The following is a 16,100-nucleotide window of genomic DNA, read 5'->3' on the forward strand; positions in this document are numbered from 1 at the left end:
GGGCAGGGTAGACTGGAGAAATGCCACCAATCCTCAACGCGCAGGGCATCACCAAGGCCTTTGGCGCGACGCCCCTGTTTCGCGATATCTCGTTTACCGTCTCCGATGGCGACCGGATCGGCCTGATTGGGCCGAACGGCGCGGGTAAGTCCACGCTGATGAAGGTTCTTGCCGGAGAAGAAGACGCCGACGAGGGCGATGTCGCCACGCGCAAGCGCGCACGCGTCGGTTATGTGCAGCAGGAGTCGACCTTTGCCGCGGGGCTGACGATTCGCGACGTGCTCGAAAAGGCGCTTGTCCGGGCCGGCGTGCCGGAGGGCGAACGCGAAGGGCGCCTGCGCGAGACCAGCGGGCGGACGGGCTTCCCCGACATGGCGGCCGAGGCCTGCCGTCTCTCGGGCGGCTGGCGCAAGCGGCTGGCGATTGCCGAGGCCATCGTGCGCGGGCCGGATGTGCTGATGCTCGACGAACCGACGAACCATCTCGACCTGGCCGGCATCGCGTGGCTGGAAGAGACGCTGAGCCAAGCCGAGTTCGCCTGCGTGATGGTCAGCCACGACCGGTACTTCCTCGAAAACGTCGCGACCGAAATGGTGGAGCTGAACCGGGTCTACGCCGACGGCCTGCTGCGGGTGAAGGGTTCGTACAACAAGTTTCTCGAAGGCAAGGAGCAGTACCTCGACGCGCAGTCGCGCCTGCAGGACGCGCTGAAGAATCGCGTGAAGATCGAGACCGAGTGGCTGCGCCGCGGCCCCAAGGCCCGGACGACTAAGTCCAAGGCCCGCATCGACAGCGCGCAGGAGCTGATCGGCCAGTTGAAGGATGTGAACTCGCGCACGCAGGTCAACTCCGCCGGGATCGATTTTTCAGCCACCGAGCGCCAGACCAAGCGGCTGGTGGAGTTCGAAGGCGTCAGCGTGACGCTGGGCGAGGGCGCGAACCAGCGCAAGATCGTCGAGAATCTGGACTTCCTCATCACCTCGGGCATGCGCGTCGGCCTGGTCGGGCCGAACGGCTCGGGCAAGACGACGCTGCTGCGCCTGCTGACGGGCGAACTGGAGCCGAGCGCGGGCACGATCAAGAAGGCGGCGATGTTGAAGATCGTCTACTTCTCGCAGACCCGCGAGCTGGACGAGGGGCTGACGCTGCGGCGTGCGCTCGCGCCGGATTCGGACTCGGTCGTCTACCAGGGACGGGTCGTCCACGTGGCCAGCTACGCGACGAAGTTTCTCTTTACGAGCGAGCAGCTCAATCAGCCGGTCGAACGGCTGAGCGGAGGCGAGCGCGCTCGCGTGCTGATCGCCAAACTGATGCTCGAACCGGCCGACCTGCTGCTGCTGGACGAGCCGACGAACGACCTCGACATTCAGACGCTCGAGATTCTGGAAGAGAGCCTGCTCGAATACACCGGCGCGCTGGTTCTCGTCACGCACGATCGCTACATGCTCGATCGCGTCTCGACGATTGTGCTCGGCCTGGACGGCAAGGGCGGCACGCAACGCTTTGCGGACTACACTCAGTGGGAGCAGTGGCGCGGCGAAAAGGTGGAGGAGTCGATCGTCCCGGGCGGCGCGGGGGTGGCGGTCAATCCTGCCGCGGCTGAGCCTGCTTCGGGCGGCAAGAAGAAGCTCTCGTACCTCGATGCGCGGGAGTTCGCGGGGATCGAGGCGAAGGTCGACGAGGCGGAGAATCGCCTGCAGGCCGCGCGCGAGGCGCTGGACGACAATGCCGTCGCGACCGATCCGGTGAAGCTGACCGCCGCGCTGAAGGAGATGGACGATGCTCAGGAGGCTGCCGATGCTCTCTACGCACGGTGGGCGGAGCTGAGCGAGAAGGCCGGGGTGTAGCGGGGGCGCCCAGTGATCGCGAGGGCAAAGTCCCCGGCGATCGCTGGGCAACCTGATTACTTCTCGTCGGCGGTGGGGCCGAAGGTGGCGGGAACGGGAATGTCCAGCAGTCGCAGGTAGACGCCAAGCTGGGCGCGGTGGTGGATCATGTGGTTCTGGTTCATCTGGCGGTACGCCGTGTAGCGCGTGCCGTTGAAGACGGGCGTGCCTTGCTTGCTCAGGAACCAGTGTTCGGCGAAGGCCTCGTCGGTGGTGGCTTTGAGAGCGGCGACGGCTTTGGCGGCCATCTCGTCGTACTCGGCCAGCAGCTCATCCTTTGTCGTCATGCGGATGATCTTGCGTGGATCCTGCGGCGTGCCCATGTCGATGCCGGGCGTGGTGAGGATGAGCGAGGTGAAGCCGACCAGCTCCGCCGTGTGTCCGGCGAGGCGGTTCAGCAGCATGGACTTCTCGTGCGGTTTGTAGTCGTTCTTGCCGTCCGGGACGTTGGCCAGGACCTTGCGGGTCTTGGCGAGTTCGGATTCGAGTTCGGGGAGGAGCAGGGCACTGAGGGACATGGGGCTCCTTGAAACAAAAGACAACAGCAGATCCTCCGCTTTGCGAAGGATGACAAACAAAAAGAGGGTTACAGGCCGGTGATGTTGTATCCGCAGTCGACGAAGGTCACTTCGCCGGTGATGCCGCTGGCGAGGTCGCTGGAGAGGAAGAGCGCGGTCTTGCCGACCTCGATGGCCTCGACGTTGCGGTGCAGCGGGCTGCGCTCTTCGACCGCGTTCAGGATCTTCGAGAAGTCGCCGATGCCGCGCGCGGCCAGCGTCTTGATCGGCCCGGCGGAGATGGCGTTGACGCGGATGTTCTTCGGGCCGAGCGAGGCGGCGAGATACCGGACCGAGGATTCAAGCCCGGCCTTCGCCACGCCCATGACGTTGTAGTTCGGGAAGACCTTGTCCGAGCCGAAGTAGGTGAGGGTGAGGATGGAGCCGCCCTCGGTCATCAGCGGGGCCGCGGCGCGCGCGACGGCGATCAGCGAGTAGACGCTGACGTCCATGGCGATGCGGAAGTCGTCGCGTTTGGTGAGCAGGAAGTCGTTCTTGATGGCGTCGGCCGGCGCGAAGGCCACGGCGTGGACGACGGTGTAGATGACCGGGAAGTCGGCGGCGATCTGGGCGAAGACGGCGTCGATCTCCTCGTCGGAGGAGACGTCGCAGCGGTAGGTCTTCGCGGAGGGAAGCTCGGCGGCGAGGGTTTCGGCGTCGCGCTGCAGGCGCTCGGACTGGTAGCAGATGGCGAGGGTGGCGCCGGCTTCGGAGAGCTTCTGGCAGATGGCCCAGGCGATGCTGCGCTTGTTGGCGAGGCCGAAGACGACGGCGACTTTGCCCTTGAGATCGATCATTTTGCTTGGAACTCCTTCGAAAACTGCAAGCCAAGGATAGCAGTTGGCGGGCTTACGGGGTATGCTTTGGGGCAATGAGCCTTACTGCGAAGTCTGGAGCGGAGATGGTCGCCAATTCGCTCGTCGCCTATCGGGGGGACGAGCTGCCATGGCCACCACCTCCGGATTCGATTGTTCTCATCGCCGAATACACTACGGATGCGGGGCCTTTTGCGGTGGATGACTATTTCCTGGTGATTCATAGCCTTGAAGCCGAAATGAGCTACAGGACGGTTCTCAGCAGCAATTTTGAGCCCCTGCTTCGTGACCTGAGTAAGAGCTGGGGAACAGAGCTCTCACTTGCTCTGACATCGTCGACGGAATGGCAATCTCGTGTGATCTGGCCGGTGGAGTTACAGAACCAGCGTTACTTCAAACTGACGCCTGTACCGAGTAGAAGTGCGTTGGAATGGCTGAAATCGAAGGTGTTCGGACCTGCGCTTGATCTGGCGCTGACCGATGAGGTGCGGGTGTATCTCGAGCAGGAGCGCTTACGGCGGAGTGAATAGAATCCGCAATACTCCCTTGAAGTTACGGGGCCCCTCGAAAGCCAATGCAAGGGTCTCTCCACTTCGCTGCGCTTCGGTTGAGATGACGGGCTTTCGAAGTGGGTTACGCGACCAGCCAGTCGTACTGCTCGTCCGTGATCGGCACGACCGAGAGGCGGAACTGGCGGAACATGATGGAGTCCGTGAAGACTGCGGCGGAGCGGATGGCGTCGAGGGGCTTTTCGGTCTTCAGGCGCTTTACGGGGGCGATGACAACCTTGGGGTTCTTCGGGTCGCTGGCGTCTACGCTGACGACCTTCGCCGTGCCGATGGCGGCCTTGCCGATGTTCGAGTGGTAGATGACGAGCTTTTCGCCCTTCTTCATGCCGCGCAGGTAGAGCAGCGCCTGGTTGTTGGCGATGCCGTCCCATACGGTTTCGCCGTCGCGGAGCAGGTCGTCGTAGCTGTACTTGTTGGGTTCGGTCTTAAGAAGATAAGGCATAGGATTCAGTCTTTCTTGTCTGTCATTTCCGCAGGGAATCTGCTTCCGTTTTTGTCTCTTTCAGTCTAGCCGCCCAGGTCGATCAGTTCCACCTTTGGCAGGGTCTGGCCGAGGAACTGGCTTCCCAGCCGCTGGAACTTCTCGACCGAATCGGTCGCGTAGAACTCGCAGGTCGGCGCCTCCGTGCTCGCCGTGGCGGGTAGCACCAGCGACGCGGCTTGCGCGGTCGCGGTGGCGGAGTCGACGATGCGCAGCGGATGGCCCAGCTCGGCGAGGGTGCGGCGGACGAGCGGTTCGATCAGCGGATAGTGCGTGCAGCCGAGCAGGAGGGTCGTCACGGTGGGCGCGGCTGCGAGCGCCTCTTTGAGGTAGATGCGGAGGACATCCGCCGTGACCGGGTGGTCGATCCAGCCCTCTTCGACCAGCGGAACGAGCAGCGGGCAGGCCTTTTCGTACGCCTTGAGGCCGAGCGCCTCGCAGGCCTGGGCGTAGGCGTGGGATTGGACGGTGGCTGCGGTGGCCAGGACGAGCACGGTCGGCTCGGTTGAATCCCACGTCGCAGAGGCGAGACGTGGGGCGCCCGCATGGTCGGCTGGCCCAGCGGCCTGGACGCCGGGTTCGATGACGCCTACGACCGGGATCGACAGGCCGGCCTTCAGCTCCGCCATTGCCAGCGCGGAGGCGGTATTGCATGCGACGACCAGCATTTCGGCGCCTTGCTGCTCGAGAAACTGCGCGCTCGAAAGCGTGTACCGCGCGATGGTCTGCTGCGATTTGGCGCCGTAGGGCAGGCGGGCTGTGTCGCCGAGGTAGATGTAGTGCGCGCCGGGGATGAGCGGCAGCAGGCGCCGCAGGACGGTCAGGCCGCCGAAGCCGGAGTCGAAGACGCCGATCGTCGGACCGGCTTTGGAAGGATTGCTCATTGGCGTGTACCGTCTGGCGCGAGGTTGTGCAGCGGGTGGTCGACGGTGTCGACCGCCGGATAAGGCTGGCTGAGGTCGGCATGGCCGTTCAGCGTATCGCGCGGCTGGCCGTCGACGACGAAGCGAACCTGCTCGACCATGGGGAAGTTGGTGTGTAAAGTGCCGATGATCGAGCGCAGCGTCAGTTCCTCGCTCTCGATGCCCGACGGGTGCGCGTCGGCGAAGCTGCCCTTCAGGTTCACCACGGCAAGCTGTGCGCCGGTGGGGTGGGCATAGGACGTGTGCGTGCCTGGGAGGTCGAGGAAGAAGACGTCGGCGACCGCCGAGCCGGCCGGCAGGGGATGGACGGAGCCGGGCAGGGCGTAGTCGGTCAGCAGGCGTTCGAGCAGCGCGCGGGCCCTCCCGCTGGGCTCGTGCGGCAGCGCGATCAGGCGTTGCTCCTGCGTAATGAAGCCGTTGGCGTCGTTGGCGAGTTCGAGCGTGGTCGGCTCTTCCGGGGCGTCGATGGGCGCGGCAATGGGACTATCGTCCTGGATGGCGTTCAGCCGGGCATGCGCCTTCTCGCAGCCGCGCGCGAGCAGGCCGGCCATCAGCAGGATGGCGAAGGCCATGGTCCAGAAAAGGATGCGCTGGTAGCGGGGAATCATGGCTTGTCCCCGTCTTCCTGCTTCGCCGGCGCGGCGGGTTTGGCGGGTGCGGGCTTCGGCGAGGCAGGCTTTGCCGGCTTTTCGGGCGTGACGGTCTTTTCGGCAGCCTCGGCCGGCGCGGCGTGGCTGCGCCAGGAGATCAGTCCGTTGGCGATGGCCTCGGCGACGTTCTGCTGATACGTCGCGTCGCTGACCGGCGTCTTCGCGCCCCCCTCGCCCTCAAGCGGCGCGACCTCGATCAGGATCGCCGGGCAGGTGAGCGAGTCGATCGGCCGGATGGAGGCTCGGCCCACGACCAGCGGCAGGCGCGCGCTGTTGAAGGAGGACGAAAGCTCGTTGACCAGGCGCAGGCTCTGCGGGATGGACCCGGCCTGCGCCGTCTCCCAGTTCAGCACGGCCTTTGGCTCGTCGATCATGGTCAGCGGTATCAGGGACGAGGTGAAGAGGTGTACGCCGTGTCCGCCGTTGGTGGCGTGCAGCAGCAGGCAGGCCAGCGGATGTGCGTGGTTGGCTGTCTCGGCGCGCTGGTCCGTGGTGACCGCGGGCGGGCGCGAGCCGTCGGCCTGTGCGGGTGGATCGTCCTCGCGGGTGAAGACGACGTTGAAGCCGCGTTCGGCGAGCAGGCTGCGAAGCCGCTGAGCGAGGGCGAGGTTCACGTCTTTCTCGACGAGATCGGCCGCCAGCCGTGCGCCGTTATCCGGCCCGCCGTGCGCCGGGTCGATCAGAATGGTGCTGCGTGGCGGATTCGGCGCCTGGGCATGCAACGCCGCGCACGAAAGCCCCAGCAGCAGGGCTGACTGGAACAGACGTGCGCGGCTTGGGTTTCGGGTCACTGGTTGAGTTTACTTGGCTACAGTCGTAATGCTTACGGCAAACCGCGAAAGCAGATTCTCTTCGGGAATGACAACAAAGGGAACTAGTCGAGCGCGTAGATGGCCAGCCCGCTCAGCAGCTTGGGGTAGAAATCGGTCGACTTCTGCGGCATCACGTCGCCCGAGAGCGAGATGTCTTTCAACTGCTGCAGGGTCACGGGCTTGATGAGGAAGGCCATGTTCGCCTTGCCGGACTGCACCTGCTCGATGGCCTCCTCCGCCGAGCGGATGTAGCGGATGTTCTCGAGGTTGGCGATCGACTCGTGCGTCAGGGCGAGCAGGTCTTCGAGCACGATGCGGTGAAGCTGAACGACGTCCAGCTCCGCCTGCCGGTCGGTGATCTCCGGGTGTAGCTCCTTCAGACGCGCCTTGACGACGTCGTGCCGGGCGCGGAAGAGGTCGAAGCCGTCCGGATGCGCGACGATGAAGGCGACGCCGTCGGTCCGCTTCAGCTCGACCATGTCGGCTGTCTCCAGCTTTTCCATGTCGAAGTAGGTGGCGGCGGCGTCGGTGAAGTCTTCGTAGTCGAAGTCGTCGTGGAGGCCGAAGACGACGCGGTGCGTGGGCAGAATGGTGATGCCCGGCGCGTCCATATTGACCAGCGTCATCATCATGGCGGCCTCGGGGAAGGCGGGCACGGGCAGCGGATTTTCCTCGGGCACGCTGCCGAGCGCGTCGTCGTCGGCCTCGGGCGAGATGGCGCGGCCCAGCTCGGCGGCGCGCTCCTTCATGTAGGTGACGGATGTCTCGTAGCGGTGGTGGCCGTCGGCGATGATGAGCTTCTTGTCCGCCATCGCGGTCACGATCAGGTTGATGAGCTTCGGGTCGGTCAGCTTCCAGACGCGATGCAGCACGTTGTACTCATCGGTGATGCGCAGGTCGGCGGGACGGGCATGCTCGCCTTCATCGCCGAAGATGAGCTTTTCCGCCGTGAACGCCGGGTCGGAGTAGAGCATGTAGATCTGCTCGCAGTAGGCGCGGGTGGCCTTGAAGAGCGCGAGCCGGTCGGATTTGTGCTTGGGGAAGGTCTGCTCGTGCCGGTAGACGACCTTTTCGGCGTAGTCGTAGAGCTGGCCGAGGGCGATGAAGCCGCGGCGTTCCTGGATCTCTTCGGTGCCGGGAACCTGGTAGGTTTGCGAGTAGCCGTAGAGCGCGGGCTCGGCCTCGGGCTTCAGAATCGCCTTCTTGCGCCAGCTCGTCAGCGACTCGGCGGCGCGGGTGTAGACGTTCTGCGGGACCACGTCGGGGTCGGTCGGCGGGTTGAAGGCGTCGGTGTCCCCCGGCTCCTTCTTGCCCAGGATGACGCGGATGAGATTGTACTTCGACCGGTCGTAGTAGGCCTGCTGCATCTCGGGCGTGATCTTGTCGTAGGGCTGGGTGACGACATCTTCCATCTGAACTTTATCGGTGTCGTAGCGGAGGGCGCGGAAAGGGTAGATGCGTGCCATGTGCGGGTGAAGTCTCCAGGGGGCGCCGTCGATCTGGACGTTATGTCGCCTCCGCCATTGTACGAGGTTCGGCGTGAAAGGGAGATGAGGCTAGGCACGACGCCGGGATTGGTGTAGTCTGCAGGCCAACCGGAAGCTGCATCCAACGTCACAACCCGAGCTGGGCAGCAGCGCGGATTCGAGATACTTCGCGAGGGCGGCATGGAGACCGTGAGGCGAATGCGATGGACAAAAGTCCGGTGGGGCGGGTTGCTGGCGATGCTGTTGCTGGCCCTGGTCGCCGTGGCGCGGGCGCAGGAGAATCCGCTGAGCAACGTCCACACCGAGACGCCCGCGCCGAAGCCGGCGGCTCCGCCGACGCCTTTGGGTCTGTCGGGCAAGCCGGGCGGCATCTCCACCCTGCGCGTCGATGTAAACCTGGTGCTGGTCCCCATGACCGTCACCGACCCGCTGAACCGGCTGGTGACCGGCCTTGAAAAAGAAAACTTCGAGATCTTCGACAATAACAACGGCCAGGTGATCAAGACCTTCTCGACCCAGGATGCGCCGGTGACGATCGGCATCGTCTTCGACCTGAGCGGGTCGATGGAGTCGAAGTTCCTGCGCGCGCGCAAGGCGCTCAGCGAGTTCATGCGGACCTCGAACCCGGCGGACGAGTTCTTCGTCGTCGGCTTCAACGACCGGCCGGCGGTCATCGTCGATTACACCTCGGACGTCGACGACGTGGAGGCCAGGATGGTGATGTTGAAGCCGGAGAACCGGACAGCCCTGATCGACGCGGTCTATCTGGGGGTGAACAAGCTGAAGCAGGCCAAGTACGACCGCAAGGCGCTGCTCATTATCTCGGACGGCGGCGACAACCGCAGCCGCTACACCGAGGGCGAGTTGAAGCGCGCGGTGCGGGAGAGCGACGTGCAGATCTATTCGATCGGCATCTTCGACGCCTATGCGCCGACGACCGAGGAGCAGCTCGGGCCGATCCTGCTGACCGACATCTGCGAGCTCACCGGCGGGCGCATGTTCAAGGTGCTCGACCTCGGCGATATGGGCGACATCGCCACGCGCATCAGCGCGGAGCTGCGGAATGAGTATGTTGCAGGCTATCGTCCGTCCGAGGTGAACAAGGATGGCAACTGGCGTAAATTAAAGGTTCGACTCGTGCCGCCGCCGGGCCTGCCGCCACTGAATGTACATTTTCGACAGGGATACTATGCGCCTTCACAATAACTGGATCGGACGTTTGAGCCTTGGGCTTGCGCTGCTTTCGTGCGCGCTGCCCGCGATCGGTCAGGTGGATCTTTCGAGCTGGCCGCAGGTGAAGATGGAGGTGCTCGCGGTCGACGCGGACGGCCGGCCGCTGCCGCCGCCGGTGACTGCGGACTCGCTTGAGGCTTACATCGGCGGCAAGAAGACGCCGGTCGTCGAACTGACGCCGGTGGCCGAGCCGCAGAGCGTCTGCATCCTGATCGACGGGTCGGACTCGGTGGGCGACGGGTTGACGCTGGTGCGGAACAAGGCGCGCCGCCTGCTCGCCAGGCTGCCGGCGGAGGACGAGGTCTGCGTGGCGGCGTTTTCGACCAGCCTGTGGGTCGTCCAGCCGTTGACCGGGGATCGGGCCGCGGACCAGCAGGCGCTGCCGCAGATCTATCCCGCGCGCGGGACGCAGTTGCGCGACGCGCTGCTCGACCTCTCCACCTATATGCGCGAGAAGTCTCAGCATCGCAGCCGGGTTATCATCTTGTTCAGCGATGGCATCGACGAACACTCGAAGTCCAGCCGCGAAGCATTCAAGCGCGGCATGGAGATGGCGGGAGGCCCGGTGGTGCATATGATCTGTCTGCCGGAGGCCTTCGGTCACGCGCTGAGAAAGCAGGGTAACCCGAGGTTGAACGCGGCCTTTACCATCACCGACTTTGGCGGCGGCATGACCTACGTGCCGCACACCATGGCCGATCTGAATGCGATCGTCGAGGCTCTGCCGCAGGCGATGCGCTCCCGCTACAGCCTGACCCTGACCGCGCGGAAGCCGGCCAGGGACGGTCACGAGGAACAGATACATATCGCGTTCGCCAAGGCGCATCGAAGTGAGGGGGCCGAGATTCGCGCTCCCGAGGGATACTATGCACCTTCGCAGTAAAGGTCTTCTGGCCTGCATCGCCACGATCTTCCTGATGGCTCCTTTGGCTACGGCCCATGGTCAGGCGCCGGCCCAGCAGCCGTCGCTCACGGTCGACCGCGACCCCGTGCCATCGCCCGACCCTGAGCCGGTAGTGGCGCCGACGCTTGCCCCTGGGCAGCAGGGGACCGGAGCCATCGGCGGCGTCTCCAAGGGCGCGAACGGCACCTACACGCTGCGGTCGGACGCTTACGAGGTGGCGCTGAACGCCACAGTGCTCGACGGCGGCGGCCACTCCATCCAGACGCTTGACAAGGACGCCTTCCACGTCTACGAAGATGGCGTGCCGCAGCAGATCGCGGCCTTCCGGCATGAGGACCTGCCGGTCTCGATCGGACTGCTGATCGACAGCTCGGGTTCGATGTACGACAAGCGCAGCGCGGTCGATCAGGCGGCGCTCGACCTGGTGAAGCTGTCCAATCCTGTCGACGAGGCGTTTCTGGTCGACTTCAGCTTCGAGGCCTTCATCGACCAGGATCTGACGAGCGATATCAACAAGTTGAAGCAGGGGCTGACCTACATCAAGAGCTCGGGGGGCACGGCGATCTACGATGCGCTGGTCGCCTCGGCCGACTACCTGACCAAGAACGCCAAGCATCCCAAGCAGGTGCTGGTGATCGTGACCGACGGCGAGGACAACGCGTCGAGCGCGACCATCGAACAGGCGATCCGCCGCATTCAGGATCTCGATGGCCCGGTGATCTATTCGATCGGCCTGCTCTTCGGCGAGGATACGGACAAGCGCGAGAGCCGCCACGCCCGCCGCGTGCTCGAACAGTTGAGCGAGCAGACCGGCGGACAGGCCTACTTTCCCAAGAGCCTGAAAGAGGTCGACTCCATCGCGGCGCTCGTCGCTCAGGATATCCGGACGCAGTACACCATCGCCTACCACTCGACCAACCCGCCGCAGAACGGCGGCTACCGCCAGGTGCATGTCGAGGCCAAGGCCAAGGGCTATGGCAGGCTGACGGTGCGGACGCGCAGCGGCTACTTTCCCAAGTCCAACAAGAGTGCGGCGGCGGCGCTGACGACGAACGCGAAGCGGCCATGAGCTTCGGTCGAGATGACGCGACTTGAGGCTCCGCAAACGACAAAGCCCCCGCAGTCCGCGCAGGGGCTTTGTCGTTTGCAAGTGACTGCGAGGGTTACGGTTTTTCGCCCAGGGTTCCGGCGGCGAGGGCTGCGGAGAACGGCGTCACGGTCGGCACGCCCGCGCCAACGACCTCCGTTACGGTGTAGACGCTGCCTTGCGCGGTGGTGAAGATATTCGGGAAGCTGTTGTTGAACCAGACATTGCCCGACGGATCGACCGCGACGTTGGACGAGGTTCCGAGGACGGTCTCATTCTGCACCAGCGTGCTGCTGAACTCGGTCGAGGTGGCTGGCTTGGTGATGCCGTAGGGCGTGATGAGCGAGGTTCCGGCGCTATTGTCCACGATGGAGAAGCCGGAGTTGACGCCGTTGATGTTGTAGCTTCCTTCGTTGGCGGAGAAGAGGTTGACGGCTCCGTCGAAGGCGAGGCCGTTCTGCGCGAAGACGCCCGTGAAGTTGGTGAAGGTATAGGCGCCAGGTGTGCCCCTGACAACGCCGTAGTAGTAGTTCGGGCTGATGTAGTAAGGGAAGACGACGGCTCCGTCGATCCGCACGGCGGCCTGCGGCACGGTGAAGCCGTAGGTCGAGCCGGTTCCGGGAACCAGCGCGGCGGCGTAACCGGCGGGTTTGTAGAGCTCGTAGAGTCCGGCGCCGCTGGCCGAGACCCAGATGTTGCCGGATTGATCGGCCACCAGGAAGTTGGGTGTGCCGCCTACGGTGGCGATCAGGGTAGAGCTGGATGTGGGTAGGCTGCCCACGGCAGAGGCGATCGAAGCGGCGGCGATCTCGTAGATACCGTTGTTCGTGGTCGAGGAGTAAAAGATGTTTCCGGCGCCGTCGGACGCGATCGCCCAGGGGCTGACGGGAGTGTTGATGAGCGTGAAGGCGGGCGCGTTCGTGACAAGGATCTCGTTATAACCGCTGCTGATCGTGGTGAAGATATTCCCACTCGGGTCGACGGTCGCCTGATGGCCGTTATAGGCGGAAGAGCAGATGTAGCTGTAGCTGCCGAGGAGACCGCCGGGCCTCAGCACAACGGAGCCGCCATAGCCGTTCCCGTTGGCGGTGACGACGACGTTGCCGCTCTTGTCGATGGAGATGGCGGATTCGGAGTGGATGACCGGCAATCCGGTGCTGCACTCCAGATTTCCGGGCGTGCCGTAGTACGAGATGCCAACGGTCCAGTCGGTCGGCGTGGCGGTGATCGACGGCTGGAAGGGCGCGGCCGCGGAGCTGAGTCCGAAGAGCGTGGCAAGCCGTGCGCTGCTGCCGTCGGATGGATTGGTCAACATGTAGTACGCGGCCTGGAGGACGTCGGTCGCGGTGGCGAAGGTCGTCGACGGCTGGCTGGTGACTGCGGGCGAAGGCGGCGTGGCGTTCGCGAAGAGCGTGTTGCACGAGGTATTCGAAGCGCTCGCGTTGTTGATGCAGGCGGCCAGGATGTTGGCGATGGTATTGACCTTCGGCGCCTCGGCAATCGCGGTGAAGGCAGGATTCGTGGTGGTGGTCTGGGCGACGCCGGTGGAGAGCGTGGCGAGCAGCGGAATGGTCGTGAAGGCGTTCGCGAGTCCGGTCTGCGCCTGCGTGCTTGAGGGCGCGCCGACGCTCTCGGCGCCGGGGTTGAAGTACTGCTGCAGCGCGGCGAGCGAGGCGACGGTGGTGACCTCGTTCATGTCGTAGAAGCTGGCGCTGGTGATGGAGCTGCACGGACCCAGGCCGATCAGCGACACGGCGGCGGTGTTGGTGGTGGCGGAGTTGTGCGTGCCCTGCGTGTTGCCGCCGCGCGCGATGAGGTACATGAACGGATTGCTGCTGGCGGGGCAGGCCCAGGTGTTGCCCGTGGGAGTGTAGGGCGTATCGGTGTTGGCTTGCTTGCTGAAGCTCCACGAACCTCTGCCGTCGTCGGCCGAGGTGGTGGTCGCGTAGAGCGTGCCGGCGGAGCCATAGCCCGTCGTTCCGGCGGCGTAGAGCTGGATGCTGGCGAAGGCGATCGGCTGGTTGCCGCCGTGGATATGTCCCTGGATCGCGCCCGCGACCGCGAAGGCATCGGTCGAAGGCGCGGTGGTCGTCATGTTGGCGCAGCCGGTGGCGAGGAAGAAGAGCGCAGACGCAGATGCAGCGAGACGCAGACGGGAGAGCAGAGATGGCATGGAGCCTCCGAGATGGCTGAGTGCAACGAGTAGATCTCAGCCTAAAGACATTTCGGAAGTTCGAAACCACCCATCCGGGAGTTTTGACTTACAGCGTCTCGTCGATCTCGACCGCCTCCAGCTTGTCCTGAAACTCCTGATCCTTTGCGGCGCGCTCGGCGCGCAGGCTGTCGAGTTCCTTGTGCAGCGTGGCGAGCGTGTCCTCCTGCGCGTTCATCTCGGTGGTGTAGCGTTTGGCGAGCGACCGCTCCTCGGCCGTTCCTTTCAGCGCCTTCAGGTTCTCGCGCAGCCGGTTCTGGTCCTCGGTGATGGTCTTCACCTTTGCCTCGCGATCGTTGATCTGGTCGTCGAACGCGATCACCTGGTGGTGCAGGTCGAAGACCGGTTGGAGCGCGGCGAGCGTCGCCGGGCCGACGTTGGCTTCCTTGATGAGCAGGCGAATCTGGTCTTCGTTGCGGTCGACCAGGCGGATGTACTCGTAGTTGGTGTGGCGCTCGCCGATGTGCAGGCGCGCCGTCTGGCCCGGCGCGGCTTCGATGCGGAAGCGGTTGACTGTGGCTGTCGTTTCTACCGGCTTCGGGTCGGAGTCGACGCTCCAGCCCTGCCGGACCGGATGCTCGATGACCACCGAGCGAGTCTCCGGCGCGGCGTTGTGGACGAGGTACTCCACCTCGTTCACGTCGAGCGAGGTCTCGCGGATGACGCCCTTGCTGATCTTGAACTGCTTGATCTTGCGCGAGTTGCTAAGATGATCGGACGTGACCCGGATGGCCTGGTCGGCCGCGTAGGAGAGCAACCGCTTCTCCGCCGGATGGATGGGGTCGAGCAGGCCTTCGCCGCCGAAGCTGCCGTTCTCGACGATGGAGAACGAGCCGCGGTCGAGTGTGAGGTCGCTGGTGTTGGTGATCCAGAGCGCGCGCAATGGCGTGGGCTGGGCCTGCGACCAGAGCGTGACGCGCTCGGCGGTGATCTTCGTCTGGAGGATCGGGACGAGCGCGGACTCGTTCTTGCGGATGGTGATCGGGTCGGTGATCTTGTACTCGAAGAAGTCGTCGAAGGCGTTGGTGGTGGTGCTGGGAGCTATGGACTGGCTGGCGGCTTCTTCGTACTCGATGGGCGGGGCGGCGGTGAACCTGGCGTCGGCGCCCATGCCTTCGCCGAGGCGGGCTTTCATGCTTGCCTTGGGAGCTGCGAGCGCCATACCGTACCGGGCAATGCCGCCGCCCGCGTTACCGCCGCTGACTGCGCCTATGCTGTTGCCGTGGCCTGAGCCTAATCCGCCACCTGAGCCGCCGCCTCCACTCGTCACTCCGACCATGGGGACGTTCGCATCGCCGGACTCGTGCGTCTGCGGCGTGAGCTGCGCCTCCTGCGGCAGGCCGATCTCCGGGCGGCGGCTGTAATAGGGAATCGACAGCGGCTGGATGAAGCTCTGCGGCGCGCCCGCGACCAGCGAGAGCTGCACGTTGTTCCAGTCCGTGCCGGTTGTGTTGTCGACGACCGACCAGCCCTGCAGCGTTGCCGTCTGCGTATTCGATTTGGTTTTGGGATCGGTGAAGAGGATGCGGTAGGTCGACTTCCAGATTGGCACCTCGGAGATGTAGCTGACGCGCAGGTCGCGGGCGCCGGTGCCATTGTCCTGGAGCGTCAGGTGGCGCAGGCCGGAGTTGCGCGTGCTGGCCAGCAGTTCGAGGTAGCGCGTGACGTCGGTGTGCAGGCTGGTGTCGAGCAGCCGGACCTCGGTGGTCGGCAGCAGCTCCAGCGTGCGCACCGCGCCGGAGTCGCCGATGACGGTGACGAATCGCTTTTCTGGATTTCCAGCCGCGGGCGCTGTCGGCTCGCCCTCTTTCGGCGGAGATGTGCGCAGGTCGATCGAGAGCAGGCGTCCGGTGATGGTCGCGCCTGCCGCATGCACCTCGACCCGCGCGCCGCGGATGGCGTTGTAGAAGTCCACGTCCGAGGCGTCCGCCCCGAGCGCCAGCGGCAGCGACTTCAACTGCTGTTCAAGCGGCGTGGTGGAGTTGTAGCCCGCGCCCGAGATGCGTCCACCGTTCAGATCGATGGCGGTCAGCGATTGCAGCACATCGTTCAACTGCGCGGTGGTGAAGTCAATGGTGACGGCCTGGTTTCCGGTGACATGGCCGTCGTGCTCGAAGAAGCCGACGCCGTTCTTGTAGAGCGCGACGCGCGTGACGGGAAGCTGCGTGGCGGTGGATGCCTTCGCGGTTGCCGGATGAGGTTTGGTCTGGGCTGCTGCGGTGATACCGAATCCAACTCCGGCGACGAGGACGGCGTAATGAGGGCGCATGGATCTCCTTATGCAGCGTTGTTATAGACCGCTTGCACGAGGATTCCGTTCCCGGATTTCGAAGTTTATTTTTGGCCGCGCTTAGCCTTGCAACAATGCCTGTCATCCTGAGCGCAGCGAAGGATCTGCGTCCTGCTCGGGCAGCCATCGCGATCCAGGCAAGACGCAGGTCCTTCGGCTGCGGTCTTCGCGATGAGACTGTGAAGACCTTCGCT

14 protein-coding genes are annotated in these 16,100 nt (G+C 64.5%); 5 read left to right on the top strand and 9 right to left on the bottom strand.

The annotated features are described in order from the left end of the window. The first annotated feature begins 20 nt into the window (after positions 1–20). Positions 21–1,847 (top strand): ABC-F family ATP-binding cassette domain-containing protein, encoded by a 1,827-nt coding sequence (locus tag CHB87_RS09600; protein ID WP_089408220.1) that lies wholly within the window; start codon positions 21–23, stop codon positions 1,845–1,847. 56 nt (positions 1,848–1,903) lie between these two features. On the opposite strand, the gene CHB87_RS09605 is transcribed toward CHB87_RS09600, so the two are convergent. Together CHB87_RS09605 and CHB87_RS09610 are read right to left on the bottom strand one after the other, a co-directional pair. Beyond that, positions 1,904–2,404, bottom strand: coding sequence for a DinB family protein (locus tag CHB87_RS09605; protein WP_089408221.1), 501 nt, complete (start codon positions 2,402–2,404; stop codon positions 1,904–1,906). Between the two features lie 68 nt (positions 2,405–2,472). Beyond that, positions 2,473–3,240 (bottom strand): enoyl-ACP reductase FabI, encoded by a 768-nt coding sequence (locus CHB87_RS09610; protein WP_089408222.1) that lies wholly within the window; start codon positions 3,238–3,240, stop codon positions 2,473–2,475. A gap of 104 nt (positions 3,241–3,344) precedes the next feature. On the opposite strand from CHB87_RS09610, the gene CHB87_RS09615 reads away from it, so the two are divergent. Continuing rightward, a complete protein-coding gene (locus CHB87_RS09615; RefSeq protein WP_142988290.1) occupies positions 3,345–3,788 on the top strand; it encodes a hypothetical protein in 444 nt (147 codons plus the stop codon). Positions 3,789–3,891: 103 nt separating this feature from the next. Here the strand turns inward: CHB87_RS09615 and CHB87_RS09620 are convergent, their stop codons facing one another. The 5 genes from CHB87_RS09620 to CHB87_RS09640 all read right to left on the bottom strand — a co-directional run bounded on the left by CHB87_RS09620 (position 3,892) and on the right by CHB87_RS09640 (position 8,159). After that, positions 3,892–4,269, bottom strand: coding sequence for an EVE domain-containing protein (locus CHB87_RS09620; RefSeq protein WP_089408224.1), 378 nt, complete (start codon positions 4,267–4,269; stop codon positions 3,892–3,894). A gap of 65 nt (positions 4,270–4,334) precedes the next feature. Then, positions 4,335–5,192 (bottom strand): glutamate racemase, encoded by an 858-nt coding sequence (gene murI, locus CHB87_RS09625; RefSeq protein WP_089408225.1) that lies wholly within the window; start codon positions 5,190–5,192, stop codon positions 4,335–4,337. Then, positions 5,189–5,839 (bottom strand): GerMN domain-containing protein, encoded by a 651-nt coding sequence (locus CHB87_RS09630; protein WP_089408226.1) that lies wholly within the window; start codon positions 5,837–5,839, stop codon positions 5,189–5,191. The genes murI and CHB87_RS09630 overlap by 4 nt, the downstream gene beginning before the upstream one ends. Beyond that, positions 5,836–6,672, bottom strand: coding sequence for an N-acetylmuramoyl-L-alanine amidase family protein (locus CHB87_RS09635; protein ID WP_089408227.1), 837 nt, complete (start codon positions 6,670–6,672; stop codon positions 5,836–5,838). The genes CHB87_RS09630 and CHB87_RS09635 overlap by 4 nt, the downstream gene beginning before the upstream one ends. An 83-nt stretch (positions 6,673–6,755) precedes the next feature. Further along, the gene (locus tag CHB87_RS09640) at positions 6,756–8,159 is read right to left on the bottom strand and encodes a DUF1015 domain-containing protein (protein ID WP_089408228.1); all 1,404 of its coding nucleotides are present in this window, start codon (positions 8,157–8,159) and stop codon (positions 6,756–6,758) included. Between the two features lie 219 nt (positions 8,160–8,378). On the opposite strand from CHB87_RS09640, the gene CHB87_RS09645 reads away from it, so the two are divergent. From CHB87_RS09645 to CHB87_RS09655, 3 genes are read left to right on the top strand one after another with little or no spacing between them, the layout of a single operon-like run. Next, positions 8,379–9,386 carry a VWA domain-containing protein gene (locus CHB87_RS09645; protein WP_245817913.1) on the top strand — a complete coding sequence of 336 codons (1,008 nt, stop codon included), beginning with the start codon at positions 8,379–8,381 and terminating at the stop codon, positions 9,384–9,386. Further along, positions 9,370–10,296 (top strand): VWA domain-containing protein, encoded by a 927-nt coding sequence (locus CHB87_RS09650; protein WP_176441681.1) that lies wholly within the window; start codon positions 9,370–9,372, stop codon positions 10,294–10,296. Before CHB87_RS09645 ends, CHB87_RS09650 begins: the two co-directional genes overlap by 17 nt. Beyond that, complete coding sequence (locus tag CHB87_RS09655; protein ID WP_089408231.1) at positions 10,280–11,386, top strand: VWA domain-containing protein; 1,107 nt, start codon at positions 10,280–10,282, stop codon at positions 11,384–11,386. The genes CHB87_RS09650 and CHB87_RS09655 overlap by 17 nt, the downstream gene beginning before the upstream one ends. 94 nt (positions 11,387–11,480) lie before the next feature. On the opposite strand, the gene CHB87_RS09660 is transcribed toward CHB87_RS09655, so the two are convergent. After that, the gene (locus CHB87_RS09660) at positions 11,481–13,577 is read right to left on the bottom strand and encodes an NHL repeat-containing protein (RefSeq protein WP_089408232.1); all 2,097 of its coding nucleotides are present in this window, start codon (positions 13,575–13,577) and stop codon (positions 11,481–11,483) included. Positions 13,578–13,665: 88 nt separating this feature from the next. After that, the gene (locus CHB87_RS09665) at positions 13,666–15,885 is read right to left on the bottom strand and encodes a DUF4139 domain-containing protein (protein WP_089408233.1); all 2,220 of its coding nucleotides are present in this window, start codon (positions 15,883–15,885) and stop codon (positions 13,666–13,668) included. Positions 15,886–16,100: the final 215 nt, after the last annotated feature.

This window comes from Granulicella rosea (assembly GCF_900188085.1).
Lineage (GTDB): Bacteria > Acidobacteriota > Terriglobia > Terriglobales > Acidobacteriaceae > Edaphobacter > Edaphobacter rosea.